The sequence below is a fragment of the Negadavirga shengliensis genome (genome assembly GCF_042652345.1).
GTDB classification, from domain to species: domain Bacteria; phylum Bacteroidota; class Bacteroidia; order Cytophagales; family Cyclobacteriaceae; genus Negadavirga; species Negadavirga shengliensis.
This window is the reverse complement of the sequence record NZ_JBHSJJ010000024.1, coordinates 13,328-34,148: the sequence shown is the minus strand read 5'-3', so window position 1 is coordinate 34,148 and position 20,821 is coordinate 13,328. Positions and strand designations below refer to the sequence as shown.

Genomic DNA, 20,821 nt, shown 5'->3' with positions numbered 1-20,821 from the left:
GTGACCACCCCTTTTTCCTTTCCATCCAGTCCCTACCATTTTGTCCCTAGGGCACGGCCGCTTATGTGAGCCTGTTGGCAAACATTCTCATTATTGATCCCGCTATATCATTGTATTGACGACAAGCAACAATTTTAGGCATGGGATTTGAAATCGATTTTCTAAAATTTTCTTTATGAAAATCTCCAATGGAATGGGGGCAGTCCCGGGAACAGAAGGTGTTACCTTCCGGGTATGGGCTCCTTATGCCGACAATGTTTTTGTTTTCGGCACCTTCAATGACTGGAATGAAACTTCTGATCCCCTGGAACATGAAGCAGATGGCTATTGGGCTACACTGCTTAAAGAGCCCCAACCGGGAGACGAATATAAATATGTGATTCATAACGGAGACCAAAAACTGGTTAGGAATGATCCATATGCAAAAAAAGTGACCCATAGTAACGGGAATTCCGTGATATACCAACCGGAATTTCAATGGGAGGACAAAGACTTTCAAATCAAACCTTTCAATGAACTGGTCATTTATGAGCTTCACATTGGAACGTTCTGGCAAAAAAACAATGAAAAGGTAGGGGATTTTTTCACCGCCTCGGAAAAACTTGGGTACCTAAAAGACTTGGGCATCAATGCGATAGAGCTTATGCCGGTGGCAGAATTCACGGGTGCAAAGTCTTGGGGGTACAACCCCGCTCACCCATTTGCCATTGAAACAGACTACGGGGGACCCGAAGGCTTATGTCATTTCGTCAACGAGGCCCACAAGCACGGGATAGCCGTCATCATGGACGTAGTGTTTAACCATTTTGGTCCGGGGGATACCGACCTCTGGCGTTTTGATGGTTGGTATGAAAATGGGAAAGGAGGGATTTATTTTTATAATGATTTCAAGTCCACAACACCTTGGGGGGAAAACCGGCCTGATTATGGGCGAAAGGAGGTAAGGAATTACCTGCGGGACAATGCCCTGATGTGGCTGGAGGATTATCATTGTGACGGGTTGCGGTACGACGGCACGGCATTTATCAGGTTTTTGAAAGGGGGTATTTCAACCGACAGAGTGGAGATAGAGGAAGGATATCAATTACTGCAGATGATCAACGGGGAGATTAGGGAAAAGTACCCCCATAAGATACTTATAGCCGAGGATTTGAAATCTGAAACCATCGTTTCCACACCCATCAAACACAACGGACTGGGGTTCCATACACAATGGGGTACTGCTTTTGTCCATACCCTTAAGCGGATACTGTTGGAGATTGATGACCAAAGGAGAAGCCTTCAGGAAGTGGTGGAGGCCCTTCTTTTTATATTTAATAATGATGCCTTTCAAAGGGTAATTTTCACCGAATCGCATGATTCGGTGGCCAATACCTCCTCCAGGCTTCCGGAAGAAATCCAACCAGGGGAAGCTCACGGGGAATATGCCAAGAAAAAGTCCACCCTAGGCGCCATCACCTTATTCACTGCCCCCGGTATCCCCATGGTTTTCCAGGGCCAAGAGTTTCTGATGGACAGTTATTTTAACATCGACCATGCCTTGGATTGGGGTAAACTGGAGGCATTTAATGGGATTCACGATATGTATCGGGATTTAATCGGGCTTAGGAACGGCCATAAAGATGAGATGGTGGGGCTCACCGGGAACCTTACCGAAGTACTGCATTTCAATCAGGACAATTTGGTCATTGCCTACCAAAGGGTTCATTATGATCATCAGCATAAACCTGTCATAATCATATTGAATTATTCGCACCAAACGCATAAGGGGTATAGGATCGGAATTCCTTATGATGGATCATTTCAAGTCCGTTTCAACAGCGGTTGGAAGGGATACGATGAAAGTTTTGCCGAAGTGGAACTGGTGAAAATTGAGGCGGAAGGCCGTTCGTTTGAAGAAAAACCCTACTCTATCCTTGTAGATATTCCACAGTACGGAGGCATTATCCTGGCCAGATGAACCCTGCAATAAAACATATCGACGAATCTTCACTATGTATTTCCCGAAAACGACGTGGCCGTGGCTTTGTCTATCTGGATGAATGCGGAAATAAAATTGAGAGCAAAAAAGTTCTCAAAAGAATCAGGAAAATCGTCATTCCTCCCATGTGGTCCGATGTGATGATCTGCAAATTTGACGACGGGCATATCCAGGCCGTTGGAAGGGATGCCAAAGGCCGGAAACAGTACATTTACCACTCCGAGTGGGAAAAACAGCAGCAGGAGGAAAAATTTGCCAGGATGGCTGAATTTGGAAACAGGTTACCGGCCTTGCGAAAAAAAACCCAAAAGGACCTCCTGCAGGAGGATTGGGCAAAATCAAAAGTCCTTGCCTTGATGGTAGAAATACTGGATGAATCGGGAATTCGCATTGGAAATCAACAATATACACGTCAAAATGGAACATACGGACTTTCCACTTTAAGAAGGAAACATATCATCGAAGGCCGGGAGCTGGTTTTCCATTATAAGGGAAAAAGTAAAAAAGAACAAAATGTCACCATTGAAGATCCTGCATTGATCAAACACATCCGGGAGGTAGCACAACTTCCCGGTTATGAAATCTTTCGTTACAGGGATGAAAACGGAAACCTACAGAATGTAGACAGTTATGATGTCAATCAATACCTTGCGGAAGCCATGGGGGAAGGCTTTACCAGCAAAGATTTCCGAACATGGGTGGGTAGCCGGCTGGCCTTGGAGCTGTTCCCCGCAGCCCTTCAGCTCAAAGAAGAGGAGCCAAGACAGAAACTGGACAACCTACTGATCAGGCTGGTAGCCGATGAGCTGGGCAATACGCCTACCGTCTGCCGCGGATATTATGTACACCCGCTTTTACTTCGCAAGATTGAAGCTGGGGAAATCCCGCGTCACAATCCTTTCAGAGACAGCGGCAAAGCCCACGGGCATACTGCTTCCGAAAAACTGCTGATGAAGCTGTTGAAAGCATGATATCACCCATTCAGCCTAGACCGCGGACCTTATTTTGTTGGCAAATGCAGAACACAAAAAGCCGACAAGGAAAATCACCGCCGTTCCAAAAACAATGGTCAGGTTAGCATGAAAAGAACTTCTAAAGGTGGCCCCCTCTTCAAAGATCACGGGGGAAAGACTCATCCAACCAATCACCAGTACACCGAGTACAACCCCGATGGCAGCATATTTCCTTCTGATGTTTTTGCCGATATATCCCAAAAGAAACAATCCTAAGATCCCCCCGCTGAATATGGCAGAAAGCGCCCACCAGGCGTCCAGCGCACTGGTAACGCCGTTGAAAGCCAGTGCAACCAAAATGCTCAGTAGCCCCATGGCCAAGGAAGCTAGGACCAATACCCGCATTTCTCCTTTTTCAGAAAGACCTGGATGGATGTATTTTTTAAAATGATCTGTAAGAATAATCGTGGCAGAGCTGTTCACACTCGTGGAAATGGTACTCATGCCAGCCGCAAAAATGGAAGCAATCAACAGCCCCGTCATCCCTACCGGCAAACCATTTACAATGAAGTAGGGGAAAATTTTATCGGCATTTTCTATTGATGCTAAATCCTCGGGAAGCAGACCTGGCCTGGCCTGATAATACGCATAAAGGGCTGTTCCGATGAAGAAAAAAAGCAGCGACACCGGTACATACAACAAACTTCCCAACAGCGTGGATTTAACCGCTTCTTTTTCCGTCTTGGCGCTGAGGTAGCGTTGCACGTAATTTTGATCCACCCCGAAATTTTGCAGGTTGATGAACAAACCATAGATCAAAATCACCCAAAAAGTAGCTTCGGAGAGGCTCAACCCAAAACTGCCGAGGCTGAATTTCTGATCGGATGCCGCAATGGTGAATACCTGTGCAGGTCCTTCCGGCATGGAAAAAAGGATGATGACCACACAGGCCAGTGCCCCTGTAATCAAAATTATTCCCTGAATAGCATCCGTCCATATCACCGCTTCAAATCCCCCCAATATAGCATAAACCAATACACTTATGCCGGTTACGATGATAATCATCGGAATACTCCAGCCAAAAAGGGCATTCATCGGCAGCGCCAACAGGTACATGATGGCCCCCATTCTGGCCAGCTGGGTCAACAGGTAACATATTGAGGCGTAAATCCTGGCCCATGAGCCAAAGCGGGTTTCCAGAAAATAGTAAGCCGAAGCGCTCTTGATGCCGCGGTACAGGGGCACAAAAAACCTGACAGCAAGAATGGCCGCCAGAGGAATGGACAAACTGAAAACAAATCCGTTCCAGTTGGACAAATAGGCATTTCCCGGAAGGGCCAGAAAACTGATACTGCTTACAAACGTGGCAAAAATGGACATCCCGATGGCCCAGGAGGGAAGTCTGCCCCCTCCGGTGATAAAATCATTGGCTGACCTTTTTTTGAAATAAAAAGAGGCCCCAAAAATAATGATGGCCAGCATATAAAGTAAAAAAACGGATAAATCTATTAAAGGTAATTTCATTCAGCAATGCTTTTGATGACGTTAAAGGGAGATAAGAACGGCCGTTACTTAAAATATTCAGGGTTTATGTTTTTTGCACCGGCTCCATAAAATTTGAAAGCTTTCAAGGACCGGACTTTTTGGGCGATCATCCTTTTTTGATCATCAGGAAATGATTCCATGGGTGAAGCCACATATCCGTCACACAGGCCCAAAGAAGAAACCGCCGCCTTTAAACCTTTCAGGTAGCTTGATCCATAGGTCCCCAGATTATAAATATTGGCAGAAATCTCCATGGCCATTTCCTGTAGTTCCAGGACTTTTTCCATATCCCTGTCTTTCGCTGCCTGGTAGAGGTCCACATATAGACCCGGAAACATGTTGGCACCTCCACTCACTCCTCCGTGCCCCCCCATAAGGACCGAAGCGGCCATCATTTCCTCCGGCCCAACCAAAAGAGAAAAATCAGAACGGTTCCGAAGGGCGTACACCATCGAATTGAAATAAACCGCGTTGGCGGAACTGTCTTTCAGACCATAGATATTATCATGCTCGGAAAGCTTCATGACTACTTCCTGAGAAATCATGGTCTTGGTATGTGAAGGCATGTTGTATAAAAACAACGGCAGGGGCAGCGCATCAGCAAGCCGCCTGAAATAAACCTCAAGTTCCGGTTGTCCTAACCCGAAATAATAGGGAGGCGCGGCTACGACCGCATCCGCTCCTGCCGCTTGAGCGGCTTGGGCCAGGGAAATGCTTTCCTCCACGGAAGTATCCGTGATACCCACCAACACAGGAACCCGGCCCTGAACCATCTCGCAGGTTTTCCGGATCAAGTCCCTGCGTAAACCATAGGAGATATTGGTACATTCTCCAGTCGTTCCTAATACAAATATCCCATGGACACCTCCCCGCAAAAGATGTGAAACCATATTTTCAATTCCCGGTATATCCAGTTCATTTTCACCCAGCAAAGGGGTAATCATAGGAGGTATGATCCCTTGCAGGGGCCGGATAAAAGTTCTTTGTGTCATTTTTGAATGGTGTATTATTTCAAAGTTTTTCCGGGTCAATAACAGCGTATTTCACCGACTCCCGGTTATAAGTATAGGTAACATGCACCAGCCCGTCGGAGGATTGGATGATAGCAGGATAGGCATACCCGGCTTTGATTGGTTCATTTTCCAATGTCATGACCGGCTCCCAATCCTGTCCGTTGTCAGAGATGGCAAGGTTAAGGATGTTTCTGCCTTTAGGTTCCTCCCCTTCTTTGGTACTGTGATTGTAAATGAGCAAATGTCTCCCATCTTTTAAAGTAACGGCATCCGTTCCGGAGTTGGGATTGGGGAGCGAGGTAGCCCTGACTTCAGACCAGGTCCGACCATTATCCTCCGACCAGCTTTCTGCGATCACATCCTGTCTGGTTCTGCACAACACCTGCAAGCGCCCATCCTCATGGGTCAGGATGCTGGGTTGTATGGCGTCGAACGCAATGCCGTCGTTGACGGGACCTATCACTTCCCAGCTTTTGCCTGAATCCCGGCTGATTTCAAAATGCACCATCCACCGTACATCCCCGTCCTCTGATATTTCTATACTGGACGGGCAGACAATCATACCATCGTCCAACTGAACAGGTTTATTTTTGATAGGCCCGAGCAAATGGCCTATTGCCGGATCCTCACCCAGCTTTTGGGGAGAAGTCCAGGTTTTGCCTTCATCCCCGGATGTAATCAGCATTCCCCACCATGTGGTCGGGCTGGGCCCTACCTTGTAAAACAGCATTAAGGGACCGCCTTCCGGGCGAAAAAGCACAGGATTCCAACAGGGGTACCTGAGTGTGTCATTTTGCACACCATTCGCCACTTCCTCTGGCCAGGTCCATTGACCGTTTTCCAGCCGGCTTACCCGGATTCCCACATCGGGGTGCTTTTCGTGCGTACCCGCAAAAAAGGCCGCCACCAACCCCTCCGGTGTTTCCACCAAAGAAGACGCATGTACCTGCGGGGTAGGCTTGTTGTCCAGCTGATAAATCAGTTCAGCATGGACAAGCGCTCCCTGACCTACTTGTTGCAGCGGTGGTAAATAATAGTGACCGGTAATGTCATTGGCGGATAGCTCCCGGCTATTTCCAGTCTGCTGCCGGGAGTCACTCGAAGAGCATGACCAACAAGACAGGATCATTAAAGGCATTATCCAAGCTAAAGATCTCATGGGACTGGTATTAAATGTTTCCACAAAACGCCACTTTTAACCCGAGTTCATGCATTGCTGCCGCTTTGATCCTGCATGCTTCCAAAGCCTTTTCTTTGCTATCCGCATAGACCACCTGGATATGGTTCGCTTTATGACGGGCCATCATTTGGTCCCTGCTTACCCCATCCAACACCGCATGCATGATTGGCCATTGGGGAGTGGTCATCTGCCAACGTCTGGCGGTTTCCTCCTCCGGCAGGGATACCACCTCGCCCACACCCAAATCACAGTGCAGCCGGTCATTCATAATATAGACACGACTCCATACGATGTGCCCGGGACGGCTGATGCCTTTAAGACTCCCTCCCCCCAAACCAAAATACATGGGGGGCTGCCTTTCACTCCTGGCTCCTTTATAACCGTGAATAAAATGGGATGGCGGCGCCGCCCCTGATATCAAAAATACCCATACGAAGGCATCCAGACTGTTCGAGGTAAATTGTTCTCCCCATCTCAGGTCATGAAGTGTATTGTCCCCATTCAGACCCAATTCGTTCCAAAGCCGGTAGGTGACCAAACCATCCAAGCCCGCGCACTCATCCACTTCATTAAAGTGCGGCAACGCCTTTCCTGCATATAGCTCCCTGCCTTTCATGGAATAAGCAGGAGGTCTTTCCGTATTATTGAGCAGGCCTTCGGTCAAATCACTGGCCGGTACCAGGTCCTTAAGTCCTTGTTGATACTGTATCCCAATGGTATCACATCCAAACTCGTCAGCCAGCCGGAGTGCGGCAATGTACATCTTGCACTGTTCAAGGGTTTGTTCTTTGGTCAATTCAGTTTTGGGATCTGAGCCCCATTCGAATGTCATACCCTTTTCCTGAAGCCAATACAAAACGGCGTGCGCCTCATCCTTGCTGACATCGCGCATGGCAGCATATAGCGTAGACTGGCTCAGTCTCTCTTTGAAAATACCGGTTGGATGCAGCAGGTGGTCAGGAATAATGGCATTGAACATGCCCATACAACCTTCATCAAACACCCCCATAATGGCTTTTTCTTTTTTGAAAGCCGCGGCAAAGGATCGTCCCAATTCAAGTTCCCGCTCTGAAATATCCCCGGGGGCAAAATCCCTTACATGGCTCATCTCATGAGTGACTCTCCCTCCGTTCAACCATTCAGTTAAGCCATTTATGAAAAAGTCATCCTTAAAATCCTTGCTCCAAAGGGTGGAATAGGTCACGCCTGCTTTGGTCAGGGAGCCGTTCAAATTCAGCATGCCTACCAGGCCGGGCCATTGCCCACTCCAATTGGCCAAAGTGAGTATGGGCCCTTTGTGGGTCGTTAACCCTGCCAAAACATGATGAGAATATTGCCACACGCTTTCTGCTACTATCAGAGGTTTATGAGGATCCATGTTTTTAAACACCTCCATTCCCATCTTTTGGGAATCAATGAACCCATGCTTTTTGTCTTGGTCATAGTCATGGGCACGGACTGCTTTCCACCCCAATCCCTCCAAAACCTGCCCCAATGCGTTTTCCATCTCTTCCTGGGCCTGCCAGCAAGTTTGATTCGCTGAAAGCCTTAAATCGCCACTGGCTACTAAATAAACCTCTTTTTTATTTTCACTCATTTTATTGTTGTTTTATACGACAGGGTTTGCCATTAACAAAGTAATCCATAAACCGGCAATTTACTTCCCTGTTCTTCCCTGTTACTTTATGGTTGTTATACTGATTTTTTCTTATTAAGGCCCTTCAAACAGAATTAATTTACTTTTTCCGGAACATTCCCGCCTTTGGGATTCTCATACCAGATCACCCCTAAACCTTTCTTGCTGCCGTCTTCTGCGGTTTCCTCAGAAGTCAGAACATCCAAATCCCCGTCCCCATCCATATCTACCAACACTACCAGATCGTATTTCACCCCTGGCGCCCCACTGATATCCACGACTTTTGGAGAATCCGAGAAAACGTCTATGATCCCGATGATTCCCGATCGTCCGCTGGCCCCTTCAAAAGAAGCCACCATATCCACACCCCCACCTCCATTGATGTCCCCAAATGCTACGGATTTTCCGCGGGTGCCGCTGCCTACAGGATAAGGGATAAAATTGTTTTCCCAGGTTTCATCTTTTTTAAAATAACATTCCCACCCCCTCACCAAATCCGGTAACATGATAGCAGAAAAAATTTGACCGTTTTCTTTGTTCTGTGGAGGTACGAAGCCTAAAAACATCGGCTCTCCTTCCTGGAGACCGATAAAATGATTGGCCCAAGGCTCAAACAAGTTTCCTGTTTCCGGTCTTTCCAGCCACCTCAGCCCTGTCATCTCCCCGTACCGGTCGGAAAGAAGGATATCCTCATTACCATTCCCGTTCATGTCCACCAACTCAATCGACATCACCCACCCGGCCGGAGACAATTCATGGTATTGCCACTCATCAAGGTTTCTTGGATCGGAAGGTGACTCCATCCAACCCAAGGTACCATTGGGATTTTTGGATCCAACTACTAAATCAATGCCGTTGTTTCCGTCCATATGGTGTGGTCTGCCGAACATCCAGCGAGTCATCCCTATGGTTACGGGAATATCCTGGGAAACCCAATGTTCCGATCGGTAATATAATTCCCAATCCGAAGGTCCCCAATGGACAGTGATTCTTTGGTGACTGCCTTCAGAAAGGGTCACCAAATCCATGTACCCATCTCCATCCAAATCAACTGCAAAAGCATCCTCCACATCTGGAGAAGGTACTTCTATGTACGTCCACTCCAAATCCGGCTCCCCGGGGTTAATGTATAACCTGGTCACACCTCCTTCTTCCCAGCCCACGACGATATCCTCGTGCCCGTCGCCATTCACATCAGTCAATTTCGTGCCATCAGCCCCTCTTGACGAGCTATCTATAACATGCATCTTCCAAGGAACTTCCTGGTCTGACAAACCTTCCCCAGCCATCCAGGCTAACTTTAGGAAAAAGCATCCATAAAGCAGATAAAATGTGTAAAGTATTGTCATTGCATGCTGATTTATCACTCCATAGCTAGATTAAAAAAACGGGCTTCCTCCAGTGTATCCGCGTCATGTGAACATATAAAAATCCCGACTAAGGCATCAGATGGAACGTCCGGCAGCGTATGAGCACCTATGGTGACCAATGGGTCATTTTCCGATCTCGCCCCACGCATGACAAATTCATTCCCCTTCCTTTCCAACTCTAACACCTGATAATGGCTCTCCGGAGCGAAAATCTCGTCTTCCGGATCCCTCATTTCCATTCCCTTTTGCTCTCTCCATTGAAGTACCGTCAGCCCGTCTCCGTGGACTGTGGCCGTAATGTGTGCCGCATCCTCATCCCTGCTTTCTCTGCACATGATACCGATCTTCCGATGTGGGTCTTTCCCTTCCCCTACAAAATCCATTTGTGCCCTGAGTTTGAAATCTCCATGGACTTCCTTAAAAAGGTAATGAAACTCGTCCCTCGCAAACCAAATATTGTAGCCGGCTCCTTTCAAGGTATAGGTTTCCGTTTCAGGGTCATAATGGGTTTCACCCTTCAGGACCGGATTGCCGATATCCTGGCTATGATCAAATATACCTATTTTGTTGTCATTGCAACCATACAGGAGACAAACCAAAACAGCTACGAATTTCGGGAAAATCGAATGTGTTTTCATAGGGGGCATAGGATGGGGAAGTGGATAAATGTTATCAGAAATATAAACAACAAACATATGTCATGGGCCATTCATGTTTTTTTTGCGGACGGTTTTTCTGTACCGGAACACCGGGTTTCGGGTTAGCCATTGAATCGCCTGTACTTCTTGAAAGCAGGCCATCAATTTGGGTAATCTACAGGATTAAGCTGAAAAGTACTACAACATTTGGCCGTTTAAAAGAAAAATAGTCCAAAAGTCAATCTCCGGAATAAAAACATCTCCACTGCCTAAAAATTTTTATATATTGACTTTTAAAAAAAATTGATAAACCCATTATTTCAATGAATCATCTCAATATAAACAGAAGGAAATTTATTAAAGGGAGCACGGCATTGATGGCCTTGACCGCTTTTGGTGCTCATGGAATGGAATGGATGGACAGGAATGAACCTTACCGCGTAGGGCTGATCGGGACCGGGTGGTATGGTAAAAGTGACCTTTTCAGGCTGATACAAGTAGCTCCCGTAGAAGTCATCTGTTTGGCAGATCCTGACAAAAACTTATTGGATGAGGCAGGTGTCCTGGTCAGTAAAAGACAAAAATCCGGGAAGGTCCCAAAAAAATACAATGACTACCGTCAAATGCTCCAGGAAAACCCCTTGGATATTGTACTGGTAGGCAGCCCTGACCATTGGCATGCACTCCATGCAATAGATGCTATCAAGTCAGGCGCCCATGTTTACCTTCAAAAGCCCATCAGCGTGGATGTGATAGAAGGGGAGTCCATACTGGCGGCTGCCAGAAAATACAACAAAGTGGTGCAGATAGGCACCCAAAGAAGAAGTACCCCTCACTTGGTGGATGCCAAGCATAAAATTGTGGATGCCGGCCTTCTGGGAAAAGTTTCCCATGCGGAGATGTGCTGTTATTATCACATGCGGGCCAACGGTACCTCTGAAGTACAGCCTGTACCTGATTTTTTTGATTACGAACAATGGACCGGCCCTGCTCCGATGAGACCTTTTGACGGATTGCCGCATCGCAGGTGGTGGCGTACCATGATGGAGTATGGCAACGGGATCACCGGTGATATGTGCGTGCATATGTTTGATGCGGTGAGATGGACACTGGGTCTTGGCTGGCCTAAGAAAATCTATGCTACCGGAGGAATTTATGTGCAGAAAGGTGGTAAATCCACCATCGCTGACACCCAGACTGCCACCTTTGAATATGATGAGTTGGATTGCGTATGGAACCACCGCAGTTGGGGCACCCCGCAGGACCCTGAATACCCTTGGGCCTATAAGATTTATGGAGACAAGGGCACCCTTAAGGCCAGTGTGATGAAATACGAATTTGTTCCTCATGGAGGTGGGGAAATCATCTCCCAGGAAACCCTATATGAAAAGGAAGAATACCCTGAAGACCTGAACGAAGACGGCATGGAATTACACGCGGCTCCTGCGACCAGACGACAGATGCTCAACTTCCTGGAAGCCATCGAGAAAGGTGGAAGGCCTGTGGCCGATGTTGAGGAAGGACATATATCCACTGCCAGCTGTATCCTTGCCAATATGTCCATGAAGCTTGGCAGGCCGTTGGTATACGACCCTCAGAAAATGGTGGTGGTAGGCGACGAAGAAGCTACTCAAATGCTCAGAAGGCCCTACAGAGATCCTTACATTCATCCGGAACCCACTACGATATAAGGGTCGAAATCAATCAATTCATTGTGGCGGAGCCGAACATACATAGATTTGGTTCCGCCCATCGCTTCACTTGAAAGGCCGATTACGGACCCCCTGTCATCCGATACGGCTCCCCTCAATGATAAGCTCATTTCTTTAATCGAACAGCCCAAACCCCCAGCAAAATGAACAGACTCGTCTTGGCCTCGCTGATGGCATTAATCATAGGCACCACCGCTTTTGCACAGCAAAAAAGAAACACCCGTGTGGAGATACGGGGTGATAAATTTTATATCAACGGCACACCCACCTACGAGGGGAGAACCTGGAAAGGCCACGAAATAGAGGGGCTGCTGATGAACTCAAGAATGGTCCAGGGTATTTTTGATGATCTGAATCCCGAAACCATGGGCAAGTGGAAATATCCCGATACGGGAAAATGGGATCCGGACAGAAACACCGATGAGTTCATTCAGAACATGGAAAACTGGAAATCCCATGGCATGCTTTCATTTACTATTAACCTCCAGGGAGGCAGTCCTGAGGGATATTCAAGGCAACAGCCTTGGCATAACTCTGCTTTCACCGAAAAAGGGGAATTAAGACCCGATTTTATAGCAAGGCTTGAAAAAATCCTTGACAAAGCAGATGAGCTGGGAATGGTGCCTATAGTAGGTTTCTTTTATTTTGGTCAGGACCATCGGCTCGAAGATGAAAAAGCGGTCATTAACGGTGTGAACAATGCCATGGATTGGTTACATGAAAAAGCCTACAGAAATATCCTTGTCGAAATCAACAACGAATGCAATATCAGGTACAGTCATGAGATCCTCCAACCCGAACGCGTTCATGAACTGATCAAACTGGCCAGGGAAAAAGAAAAGAACGGTTATAGCTACTATGTCAGCACCAGCTACGGCGGAGGTTTTGTACCACTGCCTAATGTGGTCCAAACCGCTGATTTTCTGCTGCTGCATGGAAACGGCGTATCAGATCCTGACCGGATTGTGGCCATGGTAGAAGAAACCCGGGAGGTCGAAGGCTACCGGCCCATGCCCATTTTGTTCAATGAAGATGATCATTTTGATTTTGACAAGGACTGGAACAATTTCATAGCAGCGGTTTCTGCTTATGCTTCCTGGGGGTATTTTGATTTCAGAATGAAAGATGAAGGATTCGAAGAGGGTTATCAGAGCGTACCGGTGGATTGGGATATCCGTTCGGAAAGGAAAAAAGGCTTTTTCAGGCTAATGAAGGAGATTACCGGATATTGATTATTCTAACAGCTACAAATTGCGCAGTTGAAATTTTTCAAATAGGGCTTTAAAGCCGTTCCCCTCCGGGGCTGCTGCCATTATTCCCACTTGCATTTCAACTGATGGCGGAAAATAGGCCAATCGCAACATTTGAAAGCGCTCCGCATCTATGCTATAACTTATCTCTAAAAAGTCATGTTCTCTTCTCATTTTCAGCCAGATAGCCGTTGGCGCGGTTTCCAGTGATTTTACCGACCAATCCGAAAATTCCCGGGTCACCACCACGCTGGCATGCTGTACCCCATTTACATATTCCACACCTGCTTTGACCCAATTTTCGTTGTCCAAGCGGACCATCAGACCGGCCTGATCGTATTGGTCCCGGTATTCGGCCACCAGCTTTACGGTAGCTTCAAAATCCCCTTTTTGATTTACATACCAAAAATGACCATTATCACGGACAAAACCATAATGGGTTTTTCTCCAGAAATCAGTTTTTGGATCTGCATGTAAAACGAGGGTTTCATGGGAAAAAGACCACTCCTGCGGCGGGTTGTGCCAAAAAAATTCATATTTATGCCCTGCCATGACTAATATCCATATTCAAGTTGTCCCGCCCATCCGGACAGGTTGAGTAATACCCTTTCGGAACCTGCCATCTGTAGTGAAGTCAGATTTACCCTTAAGGTGCCGTGATGGGTAATGGCACAGTCTCCGTCCTGGGCCAAGGCCAGCCTCACATCTCGTTCCGGCGGAAATACATCATTGTCCGCCTCCACGATGGCAAGATGAAACGAGGCATTTTCAGTACATCCGGCATAGTTAAACCTGATTTCGATACAATTACTCAGTATCTCGGCATGGGAAATAACCACCGGATCTCCATAGGTAGCGTCCAGTTCATCATCCCAAACGGGGACGCGCTGACAGGTGATGATCTCCTCATCTGCTGAACAGGATAAACAACATGCCAGGGTGAACAGACCAACGCTGATAAATAGTTTATAATAATTGCCTGACATGTTTAAGCACTCCCTTATTGTTCTATTAAAGTAACTTTTATTTGATTATAATACAAGACAGTCAACCCTTCAAACCCCGAGTCGGTCCCCACAATCAGCCAGATGCTGCCATCTGCATCCGTAGTGATGGGAAAGGGCCTGTCCGCATTGCTTCTTGAAATTAACTCATACCGAAATTCCTCTCCCTCTATGCCGATGGTTCCTATTCCAAACATGTCTTCGCCATCCTGAGCCTGATTTCCTTTGTCGATATTCATCCTGAGATAATCTTCCACCCCTTCCTCTTCCACTACCGCCTCCGGTTCGCTGATGGTGGCTCCTGCTTTTAAATAAACGGACGCCCCGGGGCTACCTCCTATCCCCACAGATTCTTCGGGATATTGGGAAGCGATCTCCAGGTCAAATACAAGATTGTAAGTGGTGGAAGGTTTCAGTCCGTCAATTTTTCTTTTGAGAAACATAAAAAGGTCATCACTCCTGTTGTGCCCTTTCATCATGATGGCCCATTCAGCTTTTCCTGTCTCTTCCGGCAATTGTTCATGTCCAACTTCCAGTTCATAAATATCCTGCCCATCCACCGGAAGATCAGCAAAATCACCTGCCCATCCCTCCATGTTCTCCTCAAAACGATAAACATGTTCTGTCTTCGGCTGACCGGGATCGGCATCATCGCTGTCACAGGCCAGCAGTGCCCACGAGGTCAACGTTATTGCGCAAAAAATACTGTTCTTCATACAATAATCTATTATAACTTTTTATTCTATTACTCTACCAAGATGAATTTCTCCGTTTCCGTTAAGCGTGAGCGTTTCCCCATTGTAATGGTGGTAGCCTGCCTCTAAAATTTTTTGTAACAATGCATTTGCATACTGGCTGTCACAGCAGATTTCCTCCTTTTTCTGTAAGGTTCTGATTTTAAAATACCCGTTTTCTTCGGACTCATATATTCCAAAATACCGATTGGCATCCAGATTAATGGTAAAAAGGGAATCGTTGACGAATTCCAGCACATATTTTGACCTACTGGAGAGGAGTTCACTGTCATGCGACTCCACAAACCCCTGAACCTGCCATCTGCTTCTGGATAAATCAATATGGCTGACAGGTCCCTCATCCCTGTCTTCATCACAGGCATAAAAGAGCATGCCCATGAGCAAATAAACGCAAAGTAACTTTCGCAGCATATGAAATTTATATAATAGTTGGTTACAGTTTCCCACTTTGTGGTAGGTTATCGCATAGTGTAGACGCAAAAATCTTACCTATTGCTACAGATCGGATAAAAATTTTTGTGGCATGGTTTTTAGACTTTTACCCTTAACCAACTAATTATAAACATCACCAACTATGCAAAAGAGCCAATCTCCCCATCGTTTCCCTCCGTACACAATCAAATTTGGTGATGGAGTGGACAAAAGAAGTAACAGAAAGACTCCCGGAACTTCAGGAGGAGGCCCGAGACCTCCCAGGAGAGATGAATATCCTGACCGGGAAAAGAAAGACGAGGAAGTAGACAACCTCGACAAACGGAAAAGCAAGGAAGACCGCAAAAAGCAGAACTAACCGTATATCAATCCAGCTCAAACGTAAAGGACTTGAATGGCCCATCACCCCAAGCCAGATGACGGGTACTTGGTGAAATGGCAAAAAAAGGTGAAAAAGTGGAGACGCTTACTTGATTGCCGTCAAACTCAAGTAATCTAATCCATCCATCTCCACCATTGCCATACCAGCCCCCACCGAGAGCCTGGGCATTAAATGTCATTTGGTGCACTTTTTTCCCCGCAGCATTAAGATCGGTGCGGAAGCCCACGTGGCCATCCATATCGTCGGGGGCTCCAATGTGGCCCGAGAAAACCATTTGAATATTGGCAGATGGCTTCACCAACTTCTCCCAAACGGCTTTTCCGTAATTTTTATCTGAAATGGGGTAACCCTCCGTTTCAATGTGTTCGTTGTTTCTGTTCAGATAGCTATGCGTTAATAAAATCACGGTATGGTCCTGATATTCATTTTTTGAAACCACTTCTTTTGCCCAGTTCAGGTTGGCCTCTCTGGGAGCGAATTCCAATACCAGAACCAAAAACCGCCTGCCATCCGGCGCCTTGAATTCATAAGCCGCGTTGGTGAGGGTAGGCATGCCTTCTTCATCCAGTGCATGTTCTCTTAACAGCTTCTGCGTGTGAAAATTTTTGTCAATGGGAAAATAATCGTTGTAAGAGGTTTTCCTGTTTTCAATGTTCTTTATTCCATAATCATGGTTGCCGGTGGTAGCAATAAAAGGCACTTTATCATCAAATGCTCCCATTGATTTTGATACGGCTTCCCACTGGGACTTGCCAGGTTGGTTGCCTATTTTCCCATCAGGGTTCAGTATGGCATTGTGTTCTACCAAATCCCCGACATGCAAAACCAGTTGTATATTCAGTGGGTCTATGTTTTCCACTACCCAATTGGCCATCAGGTCCAGTATAGGCTGGTTTCTTTTGAATTTCACATAACTCTGGGTATCGGGGAAAAGCACCAGGGTCCAGCCATCATCACTTTTTAAAGTAGGGGCTTCATAATCCTGCTGCGCACAAAGTGGACCAATAAAACCGACAAAGAACCAAAATACAATACTGAGAGCAAGAACGTTTTTCATTTTCAGGACAAGCTTTTATTGAGTTCTAAATTTACCAACAACTAAAAAAGTACGGCAGCTTTCTATAAAAAAACTCCGCCAATGATACTGTCTTTTGACCAATCAAATCAAATTCATCTTGACATCAGTTCACATTGATCACCATTTTGCCCAATGACACCACCACTTTCAATAACCTGTCATGGATATTTTTGCGGGCTTCCGGAAAAGACTCTTTGTTATAGCAGTCTGTGTAATCACTGAGATGAAGAAACAGCTTCGATCCTTCATCCGTCATTTCCACCGTGATTTTTAAACCGCTGCTGTATTCCAACTGAACCATGTCCATCTGCTCCAGTTCGATTTCACTCTTCCGGCCGGTAAGTTTATTGGAAAAAAGTCTTTTCTTAAAATCAGATATAGAAACCAACTCCTCATGCATGGCATCAGAGGGAGGATGAAGCCTGAACCGGTCAAATATTTTCTTGTTCTCACCTTCTGAAGAAATGTTGAAAGTCTTCTCTGCATACAGTTTGTACCGGACCTGAATGTCCACATGGTAATCGTACAGTCCCTTTTTTTGGGCCTTAAGCCCGGCCATCATTTCTATAAAAAAACGCAATATCTCCTTGATATTCTCACCGGATTCCAGGTTCATCATCACATGGTTTTTTTCATCAAATGCCAAAAAAACCACTTCTTGATCCACACTTGAGATGACTTCTTTCAAATGGTCATATCCGGCATGGGATTCCCTATAAATCCCTCCGTTTTTAGTGATGATCTTGTCTATCTGCTGAGAAAGCACCAAGCCTTTTACTACCAACCTATCCGCCTCGTTCTGGTTTGTGCGCAAAAAATAGTGGGCAAGCATCGCTGCCTGTTGGTGGGCATTGAAAACAAGAAACTTCCCATCCGGATGAGGGTAGCCGATGATCATCCTTTGTAATCCATGATCAAAACCAAGGACAAAATCAAAATCCGAGCCTTTGATGCTTTCCAATGCAGGGAGCAAAAACTTATAATTGAGGTTTTCATCAGAATGCTTTGCGGGATCATAGTAATTAAATTGCAGGCCTGCATGGTTGTCCACATCACTGAATTTTTGCTGTTGGGCTGTTTGGGGCATAAAAAACAAACCTTTGATTTCATTTATTTCTTCAACAGGTTGGGTATCTTCCATTTCTATATTTGCTTTCAATAATTAGGGATGATCATGCAAATCCCCATATGGGGAATGTTGCCCAGAGTCAGGAACACGCTTAGCAAAAACATTCGAACAACTCAAAATTATATTTTATAAAAGGACAAAGCAAATTTCAAGGAACCGCTTTCTCACATCCCGTCAAAAAAGGCGTAAATCAACGGCATCAAACATGAAATTATTTCTACGGAAATAGGAACATTTGACTTAAATGAAGTATTGTATTTGTCATTGGCCATATGTTAAACCATTAATTATTATCCCCTATGAACCTGAAGAATCTTTTTTTGAGCATTTCCTTCCACCTTTTTATTTTTTGTCAGATTGGATTCGGACAAACCTATGCCGAGAAGCTGGGCTACCCAAAAGGAGCAAAGGTTTTGATCATCCATGTAGATGACACGGGCATGTCCTACGAGGCCAATGAAGGCACCATCATGTCCATGGACCATGGGGCAGCCAATTCCTGTTCCATCATGATGCCTTGTTCATGGGTACCGGATTATTTTAAATACCTCGAAGAGAACCCTGAGACGGATGCCGGTGTACATCTTACCCTTACCTCCGAGTGGAAAGGGTACCGATGGGGCCCCGTGGCCGGCCATATGACCCCTAGCTTAAAGGATGAACAAGGCTATCTTTGGCCATCCGTAAAAGATGTGGTCACCCATGGAAATCCGGAAGAGCTTTATATTGAGATCAAGGCCCAACTCGAAAAATTCCGGAGTATGGGCTTTGAGCCAACGCATCTGGACTCCCACATGGGTACTTTATTTGCCAATGAGGCTTTCTTACAAAAGTACATCCAGCTCGGAATTGAAAACCGGATTCCTGTGATGTTTCCAGCCGGCCATGCCACACTGATTCAACAGGAAACCGAGTATTCCGATCAGCAGATGCAGGCGTTGAGAAAAATGGGAGAGGAAATCTGGAAATCCGGTCTCCCCGTCCTCGACGACCTTCATACCAGCAGCTATAGCTGGAAAATATCCCCGGAAATAGAAGGGGATGATGACAAGATCAGGGCTTATAAAACGGCGAAGTTCAAAGAAACCGTGAAAGCGTTGAAACCCGGAGTCACCCAAATCATTGTCCACAGCACCAACAGCACGCCGCATTTCGAAAAGATCACTCCCAGCGCTTCTCTCCGAAAAGGGGATATGCTGGCCATGATGGATCCTGAATTCATCGACTTTCTGGAAAAAGAAGGGATCATCATGACCACCTGGAGGGAATTGAGGGAAAGAAGACTACAATTGGAGTTAAAATAGAAACCTGGTTGGACGCGGATGCGGCAAAGATGTCAGCCACTTATGTTGCGCAGATGGGTACGGTTTTGTTTCACCTGTGGATTCCGCGCAATCCGTGGGGTATTTTACCTTATCGCATCACTTCCAGGCTGTTCAGTTCCGGGCTTCCTCCACGGTTGCCGCATCCGGCTGCCACGTAATAGTTGCCTCCGATCTCAACCACCTGAAAACCATGACGGCCCCTTTCCATCCGGTTAAGTAACGACCATCCTTTTCCCGGTACAAAAAACTCCACTTCATCATGGGCCGGAACCTGATTGCCGCTTTCTCCTCCTGCGATGATAAAGCCCTCCCGGTAATTGACGGTTGAACTCCCGGCCCGCTCCGTGGGCAGGTGGAATTCATCCGGTAGGGTTTCCCATTTTTGGGCAGCAAAATCAAAAACATCCACCTCGGCATAGGTGGATTCAAAACCTACCCCTTCTTTGGCAAAGGACTTTCGCCCACCCACAGCATACAGCTTGTTATCCACCACGACTGCCTGAAAATGATCCCTTACACGGGGCAAATCCGGCAATTTCTTCCATTCCCCCGTTTTGGGATCGTATTCATCCAAATAATCCCTGTTGTCTGCCCAATGGCCATCTTCAATACCTCCTACTATATAAAATTTATCCTTATGGACGACAACCCCGGCGGCGCCCCTCCTGCGATCTTCGGGGACAGCGTGGCTTTTTGTCCATTTGTCCTCTACAGGATCGTAAATGTAAACATTGGGAATCGGCGTCTCATGAGGATACCCACCGGTGAAGGCACCGATCACATATATTTTGTCATTATAAGTGACGGCTTGAAAATGATGCATCTCCAGGGGGGCGGTAGACCTTACGGACCACCGATCGTCTGCAGGATCATATTCTTCCACCGGCTTCATACCGCGGCCTCCCAAAAGGTACAGTTTGCCGTCCCATGCCGCGGCGGCACATTCGTGTCTTGCCGTGCATTCCCCTTCAGGACTCAATGTTTTCCACTCCTGGGCAAAGACAAAAGTCAATGCCATAAATTGAAAAAGAAAGGTCAAATAGGTTCTTTTCTTCATATTCGTTGAGGATTTAAATAACAAAGGCTGAATTTACAAAATCCATCCCATTTTTCGGCATCATGTTTAAAGTATCGAAAAGCCTGACAGCCGGCTCCCTCCATCTTAATCCGTGTATCTATTTGACCAATGGGGAAAACGGTACAGGCAAACCAACGCTTTTCAGAGCCATCACCGGCAACCATGACTTTTCCGGAGATATCAAGACCGGGAGCATTTCCATCAGAATAACACCCTTTTATTTGAAATTCCCGCGTAGAATTCCTGAATCGGGGAATGCGATCAAATCTTATATATTGTTAAAAACGCAGTTAACAAATGTTAACTTCAAAAAATTTAAAATGGCAGAATTTATTTTTAAATGAATTTCCTCTATACTTA

19 protein-coding genes are annotated in these 20,821 nt (G+C 46.2%); 6 read left to right on the top strand and 13 right to left on the bottom strand.

Annotation, left to right across the window (positions count from 1 at the left end):
• Positions 1–175 precede the first annotated feature (175 nt).
• Both ACFPFU_RS24580 and ACFPFU_RS24575 read left to right on the top strand, forming a co-directional pair.
• Positions 176–1,960, top strand: a complete 1,785-nt coding sequence (locus ACFPFU_RS24580; RefSeq protein WP_377069210.1) for an alpha-amylase family glycosyl hydrolase — start codon at positions 176–178, stop codon at positions 1,958–1,960.
• Positions 1,957–2,952, top strand: a complete 996-nt coding sequence (locus ACFPFU_RS24575) for a DNA topoisomerase IB (RefSeq protein ID WP_377069208.1) — start codon at positions 1,957–1,959, stop codon at positions 2,950–2,952. The genes ACFPFU_RS24580 and ACFPFU_RS24575 overlap by 4 nt, the downstream gene beginning before the upstream one ends.
• 15 nt (positions 2,953–2,967) lie before the next feature.
• Here ACFPFU_RS24575 and ACFPFU_RS24570 read toward each other — a convergent pair whose 3' ends face one another.
• The 6 genes from ACFPFU_RS24570 to ACFPFU_RS24545 form a co-directional block, all read right to left on the bottom strand.
• On the bottom strand, positions 2,968–4,458 hold the full coding sequence (locus tag ACFPFU_RS24570) for a sodium:solute symporter family protein (protein ID WP_377069206.1): 1,491 nt from the start codon (positions 4,456–4,458) through the stop codon (positions 2,968–2,970).
• A gap of 44 nt (positions 4,459–4,502) precedes the next feature.
• Positions 4,503–5,471 (bottom strand): dihydrodipicolinate synthase family protein, encoded by a 969-nt coding sequence (locus tag ACFPFU_RS24565; protein ID WP_377069204.1) that lies wholly within the window; start codon positions 5,469–5,471, stop codon positions 4,503–4,505.
• Between the two features lie 19 nt (positions 5,472–5,490).
• The gene (locus tag ACFPFU_RS24560) at positions 5,491–6,651 is read right to left on the bottom strand and encodes a sialidase family protein (protein WP_377069202.1); all 1,161 of its coding nucleotides are present in this window, start codon (positions 6,649–6,651) and stop codon (positions 5,491–5,493) included.
• Between the two features lie 10 nt (positions 6,652–6,661).
• Positions 6,662–8,269 carry a fucose isomerase gene (locus ACFPFU_RS24555; protein ID WP_377069200.1) on the bottom strand — a complete coding sequence of 536 codons (1,608 nt, stop codon included), beginning with the start codon at positions 8,267–8,269 and terminating at the stop codon, positions 6,662–6,664.
• 134 nt (positions 8,270–8,403) lie between these two features.
• Entirely contained in the window at positions 8,404–9,657 is a 1,254-nt protein-coding gene (locus ACFPFU_RS24550) for an FG-GAP repeat domain-containing protein (protein ID WP_377069198.1), read from the bottom strand.
• A 14-nt stretch (positions 9,658–9,671) separates the two neighbouring features.
• Positions 9,672–10,316, bottom strand: a complete 645-nt coding sequence (locus ACFPFU_RS24545) for a hypothetical protein (RefSeq protein ID WP_377069196.1) — start codon at positions 10,314–10,316, stop codon at positions 9,672–9,674.
• A 323-nt stretch (positions 10,317–10,639) separates the two neighbouring features.
• Here ACFPFU_RS24545 and ACFPFU_RS24540 point away from each other — a divergent pair, with 323 nt between their 5' ends.
• Both ACFPFU_RS24540 and ACFPFU_RS24535 read left to right on the top strand, forming a co-directional pair.
• Positions 10,640–12,007 carry a Gfo/Idh/MocA family oxidoreductase gene (locus tag ACFPFU_RS24540; protein ID WP_377069194.1) on the top strand — a complete coding sequence of 456 codons (1,368 nt, stop codon included), beginning with the start codon at positions 10,640–10,642 and terminating at the stop codon, positions 12,005–12,007.
• Between the two features lie 164 nt (positions 12,008–12,171).
• Positions 12,172–13,260 carry a hypothetical protein gene (locus ACFPFU_RS24535; protein ID WP_377069192.1) on the top strand — a complete coding sequence of 363 codons (1,089 nt, stop codon included), beginning with the start codon at positions 12,172–12,174 and terminating at the stop codon, positions 13,258–13,260.
• Positions 13,261–13,272: 12 nt separating this feature from the next.
• On the opposite strand, the gene ACFPFU_RS24530 is transcribed toward ACFPFU_RS24535, so the two are convergent.
• From ACFPFU_RS24530 to ACFPFU_RS24515, 4 genes are read right to left on the bottom strand one after another with little or no spacing between them, the layout of a single operon-like run.
• Complete coding sequence (locus ACFPFU_RS24530) at positions 13,273–13,830, bottom strand: DUF1349 domain-containing protein (RefSeq protein WP_377069190.1); 558 nt, start codon at positions 13,828–13,830, stop codon at positions 13,273–13,275.
• Positions 13,831–13,832: 2 nt separating this feature from the next.
• On the bottom strand, positions 13,833–14,264 hold the full coding sequence (locus tag ACFPFU_RS24525; RefSeq protein ID WP_377069188.1) for a hypothetical protein: 432 nt from the start codon (positions 14,262–14,264) through the stop codon (positions 13,833–13,835).
• Positions 14,265–14,278: 14 nt separating this feature from the next.
• Positions 14,279–14,998 carry a hypothetical protein gene (locus ACFPFU_RS24520; RefSeq protein WP_377069186.1) on the bottom strand — a complete coding sequence of 240 codons (720 nt, stop codon included), beginning with the start codon at positions 14,996–14,998 and terminating at the stop codon, positions 14,279–14,281.
• A gap of 21 nt (positions 14,999–15,019) precedes the next feature.
• Positions 15,020–15,448, bottom strand: a complete 429-nt coding sequence (locus tag ACFPFU_RS24515; protein WP_377069184.1) for a hypothetical protein — start codon at positions 15,446–15,448, stop codon at positions 15,020–15,022.
• A gap of 163 nt (positions 15,449–15,611) precedes the next feature.
• Here ACFPFU_RS24515 and ACFPFU_RS24510 point away from each other — a divergent pair, with 163 nt between their 5' ends.
• A complete protein-coding gene (locus tag ACFPFU_RS24510) occupies positions 15,612–15,827 on the top strand; it encodes a hypothetical protein (protein ID WP_377069182.1) in 216 nt (71 codons plus the stop codon).
• Between the two features lie 7 nt (positions 15,828–15,834).
• Here ACFPFU_RS24510 and ACFPFU_RS24505 read toward each other — a convergent pair whose 3' ends face one another.
• A complete protein-coding gene (locus ACFPFU_RS24505) occupies positions 15,835–16,908 on the bottom strand; it encodes a metallophosphoesterase (RefSeq protein ID WP_377069180.1) in 1,074 nt (357 codons plus the stop codon).
• A 124-nt stretch (positions 16,909–17,032) separates the two neighbouring features.
• Positions 17,033–18,070, bottom strand: a complete 1,038-nt coding sequence (locus tag ACFPFU_RS24500) for a hypothetical protein (protein ID WP_377069178.1) — start codon at positions 18,068–18,070, stop codon at positions 17,033–17,035.
• A 287-nt stretch (positions 18,071–18,357) separates the two neighbouring features.
• Between ACFPFU_RS24500 and ACFPFU_RS24495 the strand changes: the two genes are divergently transcribed.
• Positions 18,358–19,362 carry a polysaccharide deacetylase family protein gene (locus tag ACFPFU_RS24495; protein WP_377069176.1) on the top strand — a complete coding sequence of 335 codons (1,005 nt, stop codon included), beginning with the start codon at positions 18,358–18,360 and terminating at the stop codon, positions 19,360–19,362.
• Between the two features lie 109 nt (positions 19,363–19,471).
• Here ACFPFU_RS24495 and ACFPFU_RS24490 read toward each other — a convergent pair whose 3' ends face one another.
• Positions 19,472–20,440: a Kelch repeat-containing protein gene (locus ACFPFU_RS24490; protein ID WP_377069174.1), complete on the bottom strand. Its 969-nt coding sequence runs from the start codon at positions 20,438–20,440 to the stop codon at positions 19,472–19,474.
• Positions 20,441–20,821: the final 381 nt, after the last annotated feature.